14 protein-coding genes are annotated in these 15052 nt (G+C 48.9%); 12 read left to right on the forward strand and 2 right to left on the reverse strand.

Annotated features, from left to right (window positions below; all coding sequences use genetic code 11):
* The 4 genes from MED92_RS00010 to gcvP all read left to right on the forward strand — a co-directional run.
* Window positions 1-335: L-serine ammonia-lyase, iron-sulfur-dependent, subunit alpha (locus tag MED92_RS00010; RefSeq protein WP_007019396.1), on the forward strand; the 335-nt coding region annotated here is incomplete at its 5' end.
* Between the two features lie 54 nt (window positions 336-389).
* Window positions 390-1694 (forward strand): serine hydroxymethyltransferase, encoded by a 1305-nt coding sequence (locus MED92_RS00015; RefSeq protein WP_007019397.1) that lies wholly within the window; start codon window positions 390-392, stop codon window positions 1692-1694.
* Between the two features lie 35 nt (window positions 1695-1729).
* A complete protein-coding gene (gene gcvH, locus MED92_RS00020) occupies window positions 1730-2119 on the forward strand; it encodes a glycine cleavage system protein GcvH (RefSeq protein WP_007019398.1) in 390 nt (129 codons plus the stop codon).
* A 160-nt stretch (window positions 2120-2279) separates the two neighbouring features.
* Window positions 2280-5183 carry an aminomethyl-transferring glycine dehydrogenase gene (gene gcvP / locus MED92_RS00025; RefSeq protein WP_007019399.1) on the forward strand — a complete coding sequence of 968 codons (2904 nt, stop codon included), beginning with the start codon at window positions 2280-2282 and terminating at the stop codon, window positions 5181-5183.
* Window positions 5184-5468: 285 nt separating this feature from the next.
* Here the strand turns inward: gcvP and MED92_RS00030 are convergent, their stop codons facing one another.
* On the reverse strand, window positions 5469-6665 hold the full coding sequence (locus tag MED92_RS00030; RefSeq protein ID WP_007019400.1) for an amino acid aminotransferase: 1197 nt from the start codon (window positions 6663-6665) through the stop codon (window positions 5469-5471).
* 66 nt (window positions 6666-6731) lie between these two features.
* Window positions 6732-7652 (reverse strand): LysR substrate-binding domain-containing protein, encoded by a 921-nt coding sequence (locus MED92_RS00035; protein WP_007019401.1) that lies wholly within the window; start codon window positions 7650-7652, stop codon window positions 6732-6734.
* 214 nt (window positions 7653-7866) lie between these two features.
* On the opposite strand from MED92_RS00035, the gene MED92_RS00040 reads away from it, so the two are divergent.
* The 8 genes from MED92_RS00040 (at window position 7867) to MED92_RS00075 (ending at window position 14996) form a co-directional block, all read left to right on the forward strand.
* On the forward strand, window positions 7867-8340 hold the full coding sequence (locus MED92_RS00040) for a TRAP transporter small permease (RefSeq protein WP_007019402.1): 474 nt from the start codon (window positions 7867-7869) through the stop codon (window positions 8338-8340).
* Window positions 8337-9635, forward strand: a complete 1299-nt coding sequence (locus MED92_RS00045; RefSeq protein ID WP_007019403.1) for a TRAP transporter large permease — start codon at window positions 8337-8339, stop codon at window positions 9633-9635. The genes MED92_RS00040 and MED92_RS00045 overlap by 4 nt, the downstream gene beginning before the upstream one ends.
* Window positions 9636-9708: 73 nt before the next feature.
* A complete protein-coding gene (gene dctP / locus MED92_RS00050) occupies window positions 9709-10713 on the forward strand; it encodes a TRAP transporter substrate-binding protein DctP (protein WP_007019404.1) in 1005 nt (334 codons plus the stop codon).
* A 135-nt stretch (window positions 10714-10848) separates the two neighbouring features.
* Window positions 10849-11232: a (2Fe-2S)-binding protein gene (locus MED92_RS00055; RefSeq protein WP_007019405.1), complete on the forward strand. Its 384-nt coding sequence runs from the start codon at window positions 10849-10851 to the stop codon at window positions 11230-11232.
* Window positions 11226-12638 (forward strand): FAD-dependent oxidoreductase, encoded by a 1413-nt coding sequence (locus tag MED92_RS00060; protein WP_007019406.1) that lies wholly within the window; start codon window positions 11226-11228, stop codon window positions 12636-12638. Before MED92_RS00055 ends, MED92_RS00060 begins: the two co-directional genes overlap by 7 nt.
* On the forward strand, window positions 12635-13750 hold the full coding sequence (locus tag MED92_RS00065; RefSeq protein ID WP_007019407.1) for an NAD(P)/FAD-dependent oxidoreductase: 1116 nt from the start codon (window positions 12635-12637) through the stop codon (window positions 13748-13750). The genes MED92_RS00060 and MED92_RS00065 overlap by 4 nt, the downstream gene beginning before the upstream one ends.
* A gap of 27 nt (window positions 13751-13777) precedes the next feature.
* Complete coding sequence (locus MED92_RS00070; protein ID WP_007019408.1) at window positions 13778-14125, forward strand: RidA family protein; 348 nt, start codon at window positions 13778-13780, stop codon at window positions 14123-14125.
* Window positions 14126-14384: 259 nt separating this feature from the next.
* Window positions 14385-14996, forward strand: coding sequence for a Yip1 family protein (locus tag MED92_RS00075; protein WP_007019409.1), 612 nt, complete (start codon window positions 14385-14387; stop codon window positions 14994-14996).
* The last annotated feature ends 56 nt before the right edge of the window (window positions 14997-15052 follow it).

Genomic DNA, 15052 nt, shown 5'->3' on the forward strand with positions numbered 1-15052 from the left:
GCGTTGCTTGTTCTATGGCGGCTGGTGCACTTTGCGCTGTTATGGGCGGCACTAACGAGCAGATCGAAAATGCCGCTGAGATTGGCATGGAGCATAACCTGGGACTGACCTGTGACCCAATCGGTGGTCTGGTTCAGGTTCCTTGTATCGAACGAAATACCATGGGTGCTGTGAAAGCGATTAATGCTGCACGGTTAGCCCTGCGTGGTGACGGCGAGCACCACGTTTCCCTGGATTCTGTAATTGAGACGATGCGTCAAACAGGTCTCGATATGCAGGACAAGTACAAAGAAACCTCTCAAGGTGGGCTAGCGGTTAACGTGGTTGCATGTTAATCGGCCCCTTTTTGAATAACTAATCATAAGTCGCACAACTAAGAGAATAAAAATATGAGTCACAGTGATCTGTACCGCAACGACGCTGTTTGCGAAGCATTTTTTACTCAGGATCTGACAAGCCGTGATGCTGAGTTGCAGTCCGCTCTTAATGAAGAATTTGATCGTCAGGAGATGGGGATCGAACTGATCGCCTCTGAAAACATTGTATCTAAGGCTGTTATGCAGGCTCAGGGTACTGTACTGACTAACAAGTATGCTGAAGGTTACCCAGGCCGTCGTTACTACGGTGGTTGTGAGTATGCTGATAAAGCAGAAGGTCTGGCAATTGAGCGTGCTAAGCAGCTGTTTGATTGTGAATTTGTCAACGTTCAGCCGCACTCGGGTGCTCAGGCGAACGGTGCAGTTATGCTGGCGCTACTACAGCCTGGCGATACTGTTCTGGGTATGTCTCTGGACGCTGGTGGTCACCTGACTCACGGTGCACGTCCTGCACTGTCTGGTAAGTGGTTCAATGCAGTTCAGTACGGTGTTTCCCGTGAAGACAGCCGTATCGATTACGACGAGATCGAGAAACTGGCAGTAGAGTGCCAGCCTAAAATGATCATCGCAGGTGGTTCTGCTATCCCACGTCAGATTGACTTCGCACGTTTCCGTGAGATCGCTGACAAAGTAGGCGCATACCTGTTTGTCGACATGGCGCACATTGCTGGTCTGGTTGCTACGGGTGCTCACCCATCACCACTGCCACATGCTCACGTTGTTACGACAACGACACACAAAACTCTGCGTGGTCCACGTGGCGGTATGATCCTGTCTAATGATCTGGATCTGGGTAAGAAGATCAACTCGGCTGTATTCCCTGGCCTTCAGGGCGGTCCTCTGATGCACGTGATTGCTGCTAAAGCCGTTGCTTTCGGTGAAGCGCTTCAGCCTGAGTTCAAGACTTACATCGATCGTGTAGTAGAGAACGCAAAAGTATTGGCTGGCGTTATGGTTGAGCGTGGTTGTGACATCGTAACAGGTGGTACTGATACCCATCTGATGCTGGTAGATCTGCGTCCAAAAGGTCTGAAAGGTAATGCTGCAGATGAAGCGCTTGAGCGCGCGGGCATCACTTGTAACAAGAACGGTATCCCGTTTGATCCTGAAAAACCGATGGTTACATCTGGTATCCGTCTGGGTACACCAGCGGGCACTAGCCGTGGCTTCGGTCCTGAAGAATTCCGTCTGATCGGTAACCTGATCAGTGATGTTCTGGATGGCCTGGTGGCTAACCCAGAAGATAACTCAAAAGTTGAAGCGGAAGTACGTGCGCAGGTTGAAGAGCTGTGCAAGAAGTTCCCTCTGTATCGATAAGAACCTGTGTAACGAACAAGCAATAGGAAACAATTATGAGCATTCCATCTAACTACCTTTTTGCACCAAGCCACGAGTGGGTACTGGACAACGGTGACGGCACTGTAACTGTTGGTATCTCTGACCACGCTCAGGAGCTGCTGGGTGATGTTGTATTCGTTGAACTGCCAGAAGAAGGCCGTGAAGTTGAAGCCGGCGAAGAGTTCTCTCTGGTTGAGTCTGTAAAAGCAGCGTCTGACATCTACGCGCCAATCTCTGGTGAAGTCGTTGCAGTTAACGAAGAGCTGGAAGACGCGCCTGAGACTGTTAACGAATCCCCATTCGGTGACGGCTGGATCGTTAAGATCAAAGTTGCAGATGCTTCTGAACTGGAAAAACTGCTAAACGCTGAAGCGTACGCAGCTACGATTGCTGAAGAAGCGTGATCGATTGGAGGTGATAGGCCGGCCTAATCAGCCATAAGCTTATCCCTCCATTGTCCCCGATCATGCTTCTGGAGAGGTTTATCTCTCCGGCATACGCGAAGTGGTAGTGCAGGACCGCTTCGCACCCTTTAATTTATTAGTGTTACATTAGGTTATTGTTATGGCAGTAGAAACTCGTACTCTGAGTGATCTTCAGCAAGCGAATGAATTTACTCATCGCCACATTGGCCCCGATGCCGAACAGACTCAGGAAATGTTGTCTTACCTGGGCGTTGATTCTGTAGAAGATCTGATGACTCAGACTGTTCCTGATTCCATCCGCCTGGATGATGCGCTGGATATGACTGATAGCGTAAGCGAAGCCGATGCTTTGGCTTACCTGAAACAGCTGGCAGCGAAAAATAAAGTCAATAAATCCTACCTTGGGATGGGCTATAGCAATACCCTGGTGCCAAACGTTATTCTGCGTAACGTTATGGAAAACCCAGGTTGGTATACTGCTTATACCCCATATCAGCCAGAAATTGCTCAGGGTCGTCTAGAAGCATTGCTGAATTTCCAGCAAATGGTGATGGACCTGACAGGCATGGAGCTGGCGAACGCATCCCTGCTGGATGAGTCAACAGCCGCGGCTGAAGCGATGACATTGTGCAAGCGCTCAAATCGTAAGAAGTCTAATACCTTCTTTGTCGCTGACGATGTGCATCCGCAGACAATTGACGTTATCAAAACCCGTGCTGAATACTTCGGTTACGATATCGTAGTGGGTAACCCGCTAACTGATCTTGAAGCGGCGGATCCATTTGGTGTCCAGCTGCAGTACCCAAGCACATACGGCGATATCACTGATATTAAGTCTGTTATTGATGCTGCGCACGGTCAGAAAGCAATGGTATCTGTTGCGGCTGATATTCTGGCGCTGGTACTTCTGAAATCACCGGGTGAACTAGGTGCTGATATCGTACTGGGTTCTTCACAGCGCTTTGGTGTGCCAATGGGCTTTGGTGGTCCTCACGCGGCATTCTTTGCTGCGTCTGAAAAACTTAAGCGCTCTGTTCCGGGTCGTATCATCGGTGTATCTATCGACGTAAACGGCAACCAGGCATTGCGTATGGCAATGCAGACACGTGAGCAGCATATCCGTCGTGAGAAAGCGACATCAAACATCTGTACTGCTCAGGCATTGCTGGCAAACATGGCTTCTTTCTATGTTGTGTACCATGGTCCAGAAGGTCTGAAACGTATCGCTGAGCGCGTGCACCGCCTGACAGCTATTCTGGCTAACGGCCTTAAAGCTAAAGGTGTTCAGGTTAACGATACTTACTTCGATACACTGACAGTAACCCTGCCTGAAACTCAGGAAGTGGTTTACCAGCGCGCGCTGGAAGAAGGTTGTAACCTGCGTAAGATCGGCTCTGACAAGCTGGGTATCAGCCTGGATGAAACAACGCTTCCTGCAGACGTTGCAGTACTACTGGACGTTATTTTGGGCGACGCTCACGGTCAGACGGTTGAAGCGCTGGATGCAGCAATCGTTGCAGGTGAAGCAACAGGTATCTCCGCTGATGCACGTCGTGAAGATGCGATCCTGACTCACCCGACATTTAACAGCTATCACAGCGAAACAGATATGCTTCGCTACATGAAGAAGCTGGAGAACAAAGATTACTCTCTGGTTCACGGCATGATCCCACTGGGTTCTTGTACGATGAAACTGAATGCGACTGCGGAGATGATCCCGGTAACATGGCCTGAGTTTGCTAACATCCACCCATTTGCGCCTGCTGACCAGGTTGCTGGTTACCACCAGATGCTAAATGAGCTGGAAGAGCAGTTGGTTGAAATCACTGGTTACGACAAAGTATCCCTGCAGCCTAACTCAGGTGCATCAGGTGAATATGCAGGTCTGCTGGCGATTCGTAAGTACCAGGAGTCTATCGGTGAAGGTCACCGTAACGTCTGCCTGATTCCATCTTCTGCGCACGGTACTAACCCGGCATCTGCAGCTATGATGGACATGAAGATCATTGTAACTAAGTGCGATGACAACGGTAACGTCGATGTGGCTGATCTGCGCGCTCAGGCTGAGCTGCACAAAGATGATCTGTCATGCTTGATGATCACTTACCCGTCTACACACGGTGTTTACGAAGAAGATATCGTTGAAATCTGTGACATCATCCACAAAAACGGTGGTCAGGTGTACATGGATGGCGCGAACATGAACGCGCAGGTAGGTATCTCTAAACCAGGCCTGATCGGTTCTGACGTATCTCACCTAAACCTGCATAAAACATTCGCGATCCCACACGGTGGTGGCGGTCCGGGTATGGGCCCAATTGGTGTTAAGAGTCACCTGGCACCGTTCCTGGCGAGTCACAAAGTGAGCCCGGTTGAAGGTTTGAACCCTGAAAACGGCGCGGTTGCCGCCGCTCCTTATGGTTCGGCGTCTATTTTGCCAATCACTTGGATGTACAACGTAATGCTGGGTAAATCTGGCCTTAAAGCATCCACTCAGATGGCAATTCTGAATGCGAACTACATGACTGAGAAACTGGCTGAGCACTACCCGGTTCTGTATCGCGGTCGTAACAACAAAGTTGCTCATGAGTGCATCGTTGATATTCGTCCACTTAAGGAAGAGAGCGGTGTAACTGAGGAAGATATTGCTAAGCGTCTGATGGACTACGGTTTCCACGCGCCAACCATGTCTTTCCCAGTAGCAGGCACATTGATGATTGAGCCAACTGAGTCTGAATCTAAAGTTGAAATCGATCGTTTCGTCGATGCAATGGTTCAGATCCGCGAGGAGATCGCAAAAGTTCAGAATGGTGAGTGGCCTGCGGACAACAACCCGTTGTTCAACGCGCCTCACACTCAGGCAGATGTAATGAATGGTGCTTGGGATCGTCCATATACTCGTGAAGAGGCTGTCTTCCCTAATGAAGCGACTCGTACGAATAAGTTCTGGCCGATGACTAACCGTATCGACAACGTATACGGCGACCGTAACTTCATCTGTTCATGCCCAGGCATTGAAGCTTATCAGGATCAAGAAGGTTAAAAAGTCGAACTTCTTATCTTGAGCCAGGTGAACGGGAGATCCAGCCTGGCAAAATTCAGCAAAATGCCTCACTGCGCGCTGGCGTTTTGCTGGATGGCAGATAGACACATGGGGTTTATCTGCTGCCCCGGCAGCTACCGGAGTAATCCGGTGGCTGCAACTTATCCTGAGATTTGTTTCAGGGATGCCAGATATAAGGCTTGTACAGGTTTTATCTCTGGAATCCTTGTTGTAACACTATTGGTGTGCTTCCAGCTTCTGCTGGACGCTTTTTTAGCGGGGCTTTTAGCCCCGTTTTTTTTTCGCAAGTTCAGTCAACGCTTGGCTGATTTGCGGAAGACTCTGCGGGTTTAAACCGGCAATGTTCAGACGACCACCCGGACCAAAATAGAGAGCATGCTTTTCCCTTAGCCAAGCTAGCTCTTTTTCTGTCAGGCCCAGATAGGCAAACATACCCTCTTGGCGTTCGAGGAACTGATAGTCATCGGTCCCCGAACTTGATAAAGCATCGATAAGCGCTTTTCTGCAGTCAATAATTCTAGTTCGGGCGGCTTCAAGTTCATGTTTCCAGAGCTCTGTGAGGTCAGAGCTTGTAAGAATGGTCCGAACCACCGATGCGCCATGAGCAGGTGGCATATAGTAGTTTGCGCACACCAGATTCAGGATCAGGCTAAGCGCGTGATGGGCGTTTTGAATGGTTCTGTTTCTAACTGCCAACGCGCCGGTTCTGTCGTTGTATAGACTGAAGGTTTTCGAAGCTGAATAGCAAAGCAACCACTCATCATGGTGTGCTTCAATCGCTTTAATTGATTGAAGATCCAAAATCTGACCCTGATCTAGCCCGTGATAGGCCAGATCGAGTAAAGGTAAAAGCCCTCTATCGGCCATTAATTGCGAAACGCTTAGCCATTGCTCATAACTAAGATTGCAGCCGCTGGGGTTGTGACCACAGCTCTGCAGCAGGACGATATCGCCTGTTGGGATGGCTGCAATATCTTCGCACATGGCGGCAAAATCCAGCACACGAGTTTCATGATCAAAGTAACGATACTCCTTAGTAGGCAGTTGTGCCCCGGAAAAGATAGGCTTGTGCGTAGACCAGGCGGGGTCTGAAAGCCACAAAGTTGCGAAGGGTAGCGCGCTGTGTAAAAACTCCCCAGCAACCCTGAGCGCACCCGTACCACCTGGGGTTTGAATGATTTGGAAAAAATCGGGGGGGCAATCAAGCTGGCCAAACAAAAGCTGATGGATCAGTCCGGTATATTGGGTATCACCAACAGGCCCCAGATAGGCTTTACTGGTCTCCTGCATTTGAATGATGAGCTCAGCTTCTTTGACCGCTTTAAAAATCGGTGTTTTACCCTTGCTATCGCGATAGACGCCAATACCGAGATCCAGTTTATGAGAAACAGTAGAGGCTTTGAAACTGGCCATTACTTTTAGAATTGGGTCCTCAAGCTCTGCATCAATATGCTCCAGCATAATGTACCCCGCTTATTCAGACGCTTTCTTAAAGCGTAGACCGGATTTCTCAACTGCGGGGTATTTCTACGTCTGGAACTGCTGGTTGATAGCTAACAGATCGGCTCTGAGGATATCGATAAATGCAGATGAAAGCTCCGATGCAGGGCGATGGGCTGGCTGCAATATCGCGACCGAAAGGTGGACTTCCGGCGCGAAAGGGCGGAAGCAAAGTGCTTGTTCCTGTAACTGGTACTCATAGTAGCTGCTTGCCGTCATCGGATCGCAGATACAATAGCAAAGGCCTTCTTCTACCAGCTTCAGGGCGGGTTGGAAGTTTCGTAGCTCGAATCTGGCATTGAATTGTGCGCCTGCGCTTTTAAAGGCTGCCTGGGTAGCTAATAGATTGGGGTGATCCTCCTGAAGGGTCGCGAGAGGTCTTCCGGAGAGATCTTTAGGGGTAATGATGCTTTTTTCTGCAAGTGGGTCGTCGCTGCGTAATGCACAGATGCAGGCCAGTTCAAATGTTTCCGTTTTTATCGCACCACTAGGAGCGGGTGTTTCGGCAAGGCCAATATCGAATTGCTGAGAAGCGATCCACTCTTCGATGATGGCAGAGGCCCTCATCATCAGTGAAACCTTAACCTGAGGTTTGTCTCGAACAAAGTCGGCAACTAGTCGCGGCATCATAAACTGAGACGATGCAGGCATGCAGGCGATTCGAAGCCGGCCTTCTTTAAGGTCGGCTATCTCTTTCATGGTTTTGGTGCAGTGGTTAAGTCGCTCAAGGATTGCCTCTGTTTCTTCTAAAAAGAATTGCGCCTCGGGTTTTTTTATCAGCCGGCCACGATTGCGCTCAAACAGATCAATTCCGAGTTCTGCTTCCAGTGTGGTAATCAGTGAGCTGACCGCAGGTTGGGTTCGGTTAAGAGCGCGTGCAGCCTCTGATATCGAGCCGGTCCGCATCACTTCACGAAATGCCTGTAACTGTTTGAAGCTTAGATTCATGGGTAACTTCCTGAGTCAGGTCAGCTTTTTGCTAACTAACCGATGTTTTTTAGTAACCACTACAGAAATAGGTGATTGAATATTAAAGAATAAACCATATCCATAAGATAAATCTATGGTTCGATCAATATTATCGTTTTGAGTTTATGGGTGATGATTGCCATCATTAATCAAACAGATAAAAACAAAATCTAAAAGTGCGAAGGAAATATCCATGAACAGATTTGCCAGTCTTCTATTGACGGGGCTGATCTGCCTGGTAGCGCTAGGGCAGTTTGTCCAGGTGATTACCCGGTATGTCCTCGAAGTTCCGGTGATGGGACTTGAGGAAAGTCTTCTCTATCCGACCTTATGGCTTTATATGCTTGGAGCAGTGAATGCTTCTCGTGAGAACACGCATATCCGTGCCAATGTGTTGGAAATTTTTCTTAAAACACCGAAGCAGCATGTGGTTTTGGCCATCGTTGCTGAGGTAGTCAGTCTGGTTGTAGGTTGTTGGTTAACCTATTGGGCTTGGCGTTTTACCAAGTATTCCTGGCGGGTATGGAAAGAGAGCCCGACCCTTTATATCCCGACCTTCTATGTAGATATCGCTCTGGTAGTGGGTATGGTTCTGATGATGATTTACACAGCGTATCACCTCGTTCAGCACGTCCGTTCGCTGTTTGATGAGGAGAGTCAATCATGATTGAAGTTGCTCTGATGGCTGTTGCTGTACTGGTTATTCTGCTGACTCTGGGTGTGCCACTTCCGTACTGTTTTGGTGGCGGTTTGATGGTGATGTACTTCATGGGCGATGTTGTCATGAAAGGCAACATGCTCTGGGGCTTCCAGCAGCTGGGCAATCCGGTACTGCTGGCGATTCCACTGTTCGTCCTGGCAGGCACGATTATGAGTGTCAGCGGGATAGCCGCCAGTTTGCTCCGCTTTGTAAATATCTTTGTTGGTCATCTGCGTGGTGGTCTGGGTGTGGTGGCGACTATTAGCTGTGCACTGATCGGCGCGATCTCTGGCTCAGGTTTGACCGGGGTAGCTGCAATCGGCCCACTGTTGATTCCTGAGATGGAGAAGCAGGGATATCCGCGTGAATACGCTACGGCACTGATTGCCAATGCATCCTTGTTAGGCCTTTTGATCCCGCCAAGCGTGACCATGATCGTTTATGGCTGGGTAACTGATACATCGATTCTGGCGTGTTTCCTGGCGACCTTAGGTCCGGGCCTGCTGATCATGGCGAACTTCTCGGTTGTTAACGTCTGGTTGGCACGTAAGTTTCCACTCAAGCTGGAGGATCGTCCTAAAGGGGAAGAGTTTGTTGCTGAGGTTACCCAGCGTGGTTTTAAGGCAACACCAGCGCTGTTGATGCCTGTCATCATCCTGGGTGGTATCTATGGCGGGATTATGACCCCAACTGAAGCGGCTGCGGTTGCGGTGATCTATGCGATTCCGGTTGGTTTCCTGATCTACAAAGGTCTGGATTGGAAAACTTTCCTGGGGGCAGGTAAAGAAGCGTCGACCTCGGTTGGTGCGATCATGGTGATGATTCTGTTCTCTATGATCCTTTCTCAGATGTTTGTGTTGGAGAGCATTCCTCAGGCCATTGTTGAGTCGATCTTTGCGATCACTGATAACAAAGTTGTCCTGCTTATCCTGATCAATGTTCTGTTATTCCTGGTGGGCATGGTCGTCAATGATGTGACAGCGATCATTTTGATTGCGCCTCTACTGCTGCCATTGATGGAAGCGATTGGCATTAGCCCGGTTCAGTTCGCAGCCATCATGGGTGTTAACACAGCTATGGGTGGTGTAACGCCTCCTTACGCTTCGATTCTTTACCTTGGTGCCCGCATCGGCAAGGTCAAGGTAACTAAAGTAATTCGTCCTGCAATGATTCTGATCCTTACCGGCTATCTGCCAGTAGTGTTCCTGACGTCATTCTGGTCTGACTTGTCGCTCTACCTGCCACGAGTCTTTGGATACTAAAGCAAGATCCTGAAAGATCCTGATCCCGGCGCCAAAAGCCGGGACATACAAAAACAAATACAGAGGATAGAAAATGAAACCTTTTCGCTTTAATAAAACCCTGGGCGCTGCGCTAGTAGCGGGTGCTATGAGCTTGACTGCTGTTGCTGAAGCAGCGACGCTGAAGATTAGCCATATCCGTCCACAAGGCGCGATAGTTGACCTGGAGCTTAAAGACTTTGCTGCTAATGTTGATAAAGCTACTGAAGGCGATGTGAAAGTTAAAATCTTTGCTGCGAGTGCATTGGGTGATTACACCACTGTACAGGAGCGTATCTCCGTGGGTGCGGTAGATATGGCGGTTCAGCCAGCAGCTACAGCAGCATCACGCCAGATGCAGATTACCTACTTCCCTTATGTGGCGGCTAACTGGGAGCAGGCAAAAGTTGCTTACGGCCCAGGTGGCGCGATCTATGAGGCGATGAAAGGCCTTTATGCTAAGCAGGACATTACCATGCTGGCTGCATATCCGGTTTATTTCGGCGGCGTTGCTCTGAATACTGACGCAGTTTCACCGGGTAACCCAAATGTTGATAAAGGGATTAAGGTACGAGTGCCTGGAATCAAAAGCTTCCAGCTGACCTCTGACTCACTGGGTTATATCAGTTCGCCGATTCCTTTCTCAGAAGCTTTCACTGCAGTACAGACAGGTGTAGTTGATGGTGTGATCGGTTCTGGTGCGGAGGGTTACTATGCTTCTTTCCGTGATGTGACTAAAACTTACATTCCGGTTAACACGCACTTTGAAGCCTGGTACATGCTGATTAACTCTGAAACGCTGGCTGATATGGATGCGGATGACCGCGAAGCTTTGATCAAAGCGGCGAAAGAGTTTGAAGCCAAACGCTGGGAACGTGCTGAATCAGACCAGTCTGACTACGAGCAGAAGCTGGCAGAATATGGCGCAACAATTGTAAAACTGTCTGATGATGAGCTGGCGGCAGCAGCGAAAAAAGTACGTGCTGAAGTATGGCCAAAAATCCTTGATGACATCGGTGCTGAGTGGGGACAGGGCGTTCTTGATCAGATCGCTAACTAATCCTCATCTATAAATAGGTAACCAGGCGATCCAGCGAATGCCTGGTTACCACTTCTCCCATTTAGTTTTTTAAATGGTTGTGTGCCTGCTTGAGGGCCATGACCCGGGCATCTTATTGCCTGAAAGGTATCCACTATGTTCCGTTTTCTGGCGCAGCGACCAGAGCATACTGTCCAGCTGCATATTAATGACCAAGAGATAAACGTTCCAGCAGGGAGTTCTGTCTGGGCTGCAATGGCTGTTGCAGGTGAAACGACGACTCGTCTGTCATCAGTATCTGAAAAAGAGCGCTCTGCGTATTGTGCGATGGGTGTTTGCTTTGAGTGTCTGGTTGAGGTGGACGGAGTTCCCAATCGTCAGGCATGCCTAATCGAAGCACGTGAGGGTATGCAAGTTAAACGTCAGGAAATTACTCAGGAAAGTTGTCTGCCTTATTTAACGCCGAATTCCACAGAGATTTCGCCTGATGAGGTTGTACAGGTTTTTGATGTGCAGAGAGAAAAGGGGGCCTCATGCTAAGCAGTTACGATCTTGCCATTATTGGTGCAGGCCCTGCAGGAATGTCTGCAGCTATTACAGCCTCACAAGCCGGGGCGCGGGTTATCGTGCTAGATGATAAAAAACGTGCGGGTGGTCAGATCTACCGGAACGTGACTTACAGCCCTTTAGAATGTCCAGAGAAGCTTGGTGAAGATTACTTAAGTGGTCAGGCATTAGTAGAAGCTTTTGACCATTGTCAGGCTGAAAAGATGTTTGAAGCGAATGTCTGGCATGTGGGAGAGAATGGCGAGATTCTATTTTCTCATGATGGAAAAACTAAAAGTCTGACAGCACGTGAAGTCATCATTGGTTGTGGTGCTATGGAGCGTCCGTTTCCTGTGCCAGGCTGGCATCTAAAGGGGGTGATGTCGGCTGGTAGTGCTCAGGTCATGCTGAAAAATGATGGCTTGGTACGTGATGATGCTGTATTTGTTGGAACAAGTCCGCTGCTCTACCTGATCGTAGCTCAATACCTTCGTTTAGGGGTAAAGGTGAGAGCGCTTGTCGATACGACACCGTTTTCGGCTTATAAAGATTCAGTTTCGCTTTTCCCGGCTGCGCTGCGAGGCTACAAAATGTTAGCTAAGGGGCTTGGATTACTTAATGAGATTCGCCGATCTGGCGTGGAAGTATACCGATTCGCTGACAGCGTTGAAGTTGTGGGCGAAGAGACGGTTGAGGGGGTTCGTTTTAAGAGTCGCGGCGAATCGATTCAGCTTTCTGCAGAACACCTGTTTTTGCACCAGGGGGTGATCCCGAACCTGAATATGACCCGATCCATGGGTTTAGAGCATCATTGGTGTAAGCAGCAGCTATGCTGGAAGCCAACCCTTGATCAATGGGGACAAAGTTCGGTTCCGAATGTGGCCGTTGCTGGAGATAGTAGTGGCATTGTCGGGGCTGATGCCGCCCAGGCAATGGGAAAGGTTGTCGCGCTACAGCGCTTGGTTCGATTAGGCCTGATAAGCGAGCAGCACCGGGATCTGCAGTCTGCGGATTACCTTGATTTCATTACCCGAATGAATCAATTCAGAGCGTTTATTGATTGTTTATATCAGCCGGTTGTGGGTCATCGTATACCTGATAGCCCTCAAACCGTTGTCTGCCGGTGTGAAGAGCAGACTGTTGCGCAGCTTAAAGCCGGTTTCGAAAAAGGAGCCGCAGGACCTGATGAACTCAAAGGCCTGACTCGCTGTGGTATGGGGCCCTGCCAGGGGCGGCAGTGCGGGCATACGGTTTCAGAACTGCTGGCTAGCTGGCAGGAAAAACCGGTCAGTGAGGTTGGATACTATCGTTTGCGCTCACCTATGCGGCTGTTGAACCTGACAGAGCTGAGTCAGTTTAGCCAGGTGAGCCCGGTACAGCAGCAGGAGGCTCAATCATGAATGCTGATGTCATTATCATTGGAGGTGGTATTCAGGGCTGTGCGACGGCTTATGAGCTGGCTAAGAAAGGTGCCTCTGTCATTGTATTGGAGAAAGACCGTGTTTCTCAGCATGCATCGGGTGTTAATGCAGGTGGTGTTCGGGTTCTGGGGCGTCATGTCGCAGAGGTTGAGTTAAGCAAAGCATCTATGGATTTGTGGCAGGGGCTTGATGATGAGCTTGAAGCGGATACGGGGTTCAGATGTCGATCGCTCATTAATATTGCAGCAGATGAGCAGGATATAGAGACCCTGCTCAAGCGTCAGGAACAGATGCATAGCCTGGGCCATTATCATGAAAAGATGATCGATCAACAGGAGTTAAGAGAGCGACTCCCTTATGTGTCCCCAGGTTGCGTGGGTGGCGTTGTTTCTGAATCCGATGGTTATGCGATCCCTTATAAATCCACTCTGGCTTTTAGAAATGCGGCTGCTCGATTAGGAGTCAGGTTTATAGAAGGGGCTGAGGTAAAGCAGATTCGTAGAATTGGCACTACCTGGTTGGTCGAAACGCCATCTCAGCAATACGAGGCGCTTAAGCTTGTGAATTGTTCCGGTGCCTGGGCTGATAAAGTCTCGGTGATGATCGGTGATAACGTGCCGCTCACTCATAGTGCCCCCATGTTAATGATCACATCTCGAATGCCGCATTTCGCAACGCCAGTTGTGGGTGCAGTTAGTCGTCCTTTGTCATTTAAACAGTTTGAGAATGGTACCGTTCTGATTGGTGGTGGAGCGAAAGGCTTTGCTGACCGTGATCATAATCGAACCCGGCTTGATTACAGCAAGTTGGCTGTGGGCGCTAAGAATGCGATCGAGTTCTTTCCGATCATGCGGACCGCTTCAGTCAATCGTATGTGGTCAGGGCTTGAGGCGTATATGCCAGATAACCTGCCGGTGATTGGTGAAAGTGTACGTTCTGAAAATGCTTTTCATGCCTTTGGCTTTTCTGCGCACGGATTCCAGATGGGGCCCATTATCGGGAAGGTCATGGCAGATCTTGTTCTTACGGGTAAGTCCGGATTTGATCTGAGTGCTTTCCGAATAGATCGTTTTGAACGAAAAGTTCTGTAATTTAATTTTTTCTTGTGGAGTAAATCAATGTCAATTGAGCGAATTGGCTCGACTGAGCGTATGAGTAAAATTGTTAAACACAACGGTACTATCTATCTGTGTGGTCAAACTGCCAGCGCTCCTGAGTGGGATATCACCGAGCAGACTGAGCGATGCCTGGCTAAGATTGATGCGTTGTTAGAGGAAGCGGGGAGTGAGCGTAACAAGCTGCTTTCAGTAACAATCTACGTGCGTGATATGAAAGACTTTGCAGCGATGAATGCGGTATGGGATGCCTGGGTGGCGGACTATGAAAAGCCAGCTCGTGCTTGTGTTGAAGCGCGGATGGCGCGTCCTGATCTGCTCGTTGAATTTAGCGTTATTGCTGCTCAGTAAGCCCTTAATGTTCTTGGTGTAAGCTGATTCTATTGTTCGCAGGATCAGACATCCGTTTGGCCGCTTTTAAAAGCGGCCTTTTTTGTGCGTATTTCGCCGCAAATGTTTGCAATATGTCGTATTTTGCCAACATGAAAATTTCTATTGTTAGGGTTACAGGCTTGTTGCTGTTCAAATACTGATCTATATCTTACATGAAGTCGTAATATTGATGATGCAAATGCTCAGAGAATAAAAACAAGTTTGAGAGGTGTTAATCATGTTGCTGAGTCACGTACCCGGAATGTTCACCCACCCAGATGCCGAGTGGGAGCTTATCAAGAAAGAGCACAGCAACCCCGGCAGAATATACTTCACTTATATTGGAATTCTCGCCCTGATTGGGCCGGTCTGCGCCTTTATTTCAACCACTCAGTTTGGTTGGCGTGTTGGCGATGGTGAGCTGATTAAGCTTACTACAATGAGCTCCATTCAACTCAATGTTCTAACCTATATTGCGATCCTTGCGGGGGTCTTTGGTTTAGGCTGGATGATTGACTGGATGTCAAAAACATACGGCAGTGGTCATGATGAATATGCAGCTAATGGTATCGCTTTGGCGGCTTATTCCTGTACGCCTCTGTTTTTGGCTGGTTTTGTTTCTCTGTACCCAGTTCCATGGGTAAATATGTTGGCTTACATGGTTGCCGCAGCTTATGCAGGGTATCTCATCTATGATGGCTTACCTCATGTGCTTGGCATCGATCAGGATCGCGCATTCTTCTTCAGCGGCGCTATTCTGACAGTAGGTCTGGTATATCTGGTTACAACCCGCGTAGGGACTGTAATTGTTTGGAATCTTGGATTTGCTCCAGTATTTGTATCTGGTTAAGCTCTGCGAATTAAAAAAGGGCATCTTAGATGCCCTTTTTATTGCTCAATTATTCG

This window comes from Neptuniibacter caesariensis, from assembly GCF_000153345.1.
Taxonomy (GTDB): Bacteria; Pseudomonadota; Gammaproteobacteria; order Pseudomonadales; family Balneatricaceae; genus Neptuniibacter; species Neptuniibacter caesariensis.

Excerpts from the sequence above, each read along its gene's own strand:
- MED92_RS00015 (WP_007019397.1), top strand. The coding sequence starts at position 390 with ATGAGTCACAGTGATCTGTACCGCAACGACGCTGTTTGCGAAGCATTT.
- gcvH (WP_007019398.1), top strand. The coding sequence starts at position 1,730 with ATGAGCATTCCATCTAACTACCTTTTTGCACCAAGCCACGAGTGGGTA.
- gcvP (WP_007019399.1), top strand. The coding sequence starts at position 2,280 with ATGGCAGTAGAAACTCGTACTCTGAGTGATCTTCAGCAAGCGAATGAA.
- MED92_RS00030 (WP_007019400.1), bottom strand. The coding sequence starts at position 6,665 with ATGCTGGAGCATATTGATGCAGAGCTTGAGGACCCAATTCTAAAAGTA.
- MED92_RS00035 (WP_007019401.1), bottom strand. The coding sequence starts at position 7,652 with ATGAATCTAAGCTTCAAACAGTTACAGGCATTTCGTGAAGTGATGCGG.
- MED92_RS00040 (WP_007019402.1), top strand. The coding sequence starts at position 7,867 with ATGAACAGATTTGCCAGTCTTCTATTGACGGGGCTGATCTGCCTGGTA.
- MED92_RS00045 (WP_007019403.1), top strand. The coding sequence starts at position 8,337 with ATGATTGAAGTTGCTCTGATGGCTGTTGCTGTACTGGTTATTCTGCTG.
- dctP (WP_007019404.1), top strand. The coding sequence starts at position 9,709 with ATGAAACCTTTTCGCTTTAATAAAACCCTGGGCGCTGCGCTAGTAGCG.
- MED92_RS00055 (WP_007019405.1), top strand. The coding sequence starts at position 10,849 with ATGTTCCGTTTTCTGGCGCAGCGACCAGAGCATACTGTCCAGCTGCAT.
- MED92_RS00060 (WP_007019406.1), top strand. The coding sequence starts at position 11,226 with ATGCTAAGCAGTTACGATCTTGCCATTATTGGTGCAGGCCCTGCAGGA.
- MED92_RS00065 (WP_007019407.1), top strand. The coding sequence starts at position 12,635 with ATGAATGCTGATGTCATTATCATTGGAGGTGGTATTCAGGGCTGTGCG.
- MED92_RS00070 (WP_007019408.1), top strand. The coding sequence starts at position 13,778 with ATGTCAATTGAGCGAATTGGCTCGACTGAGCGTATGAGTAAAATTGTT.
- MED92_RS00075 (WP_007019409.1), top strand. The coding sequence starts at position 14,385 with ATGTTGCTGAGTCACGTACCCGGAATGTTCACCCACCCAGATGCCGAG.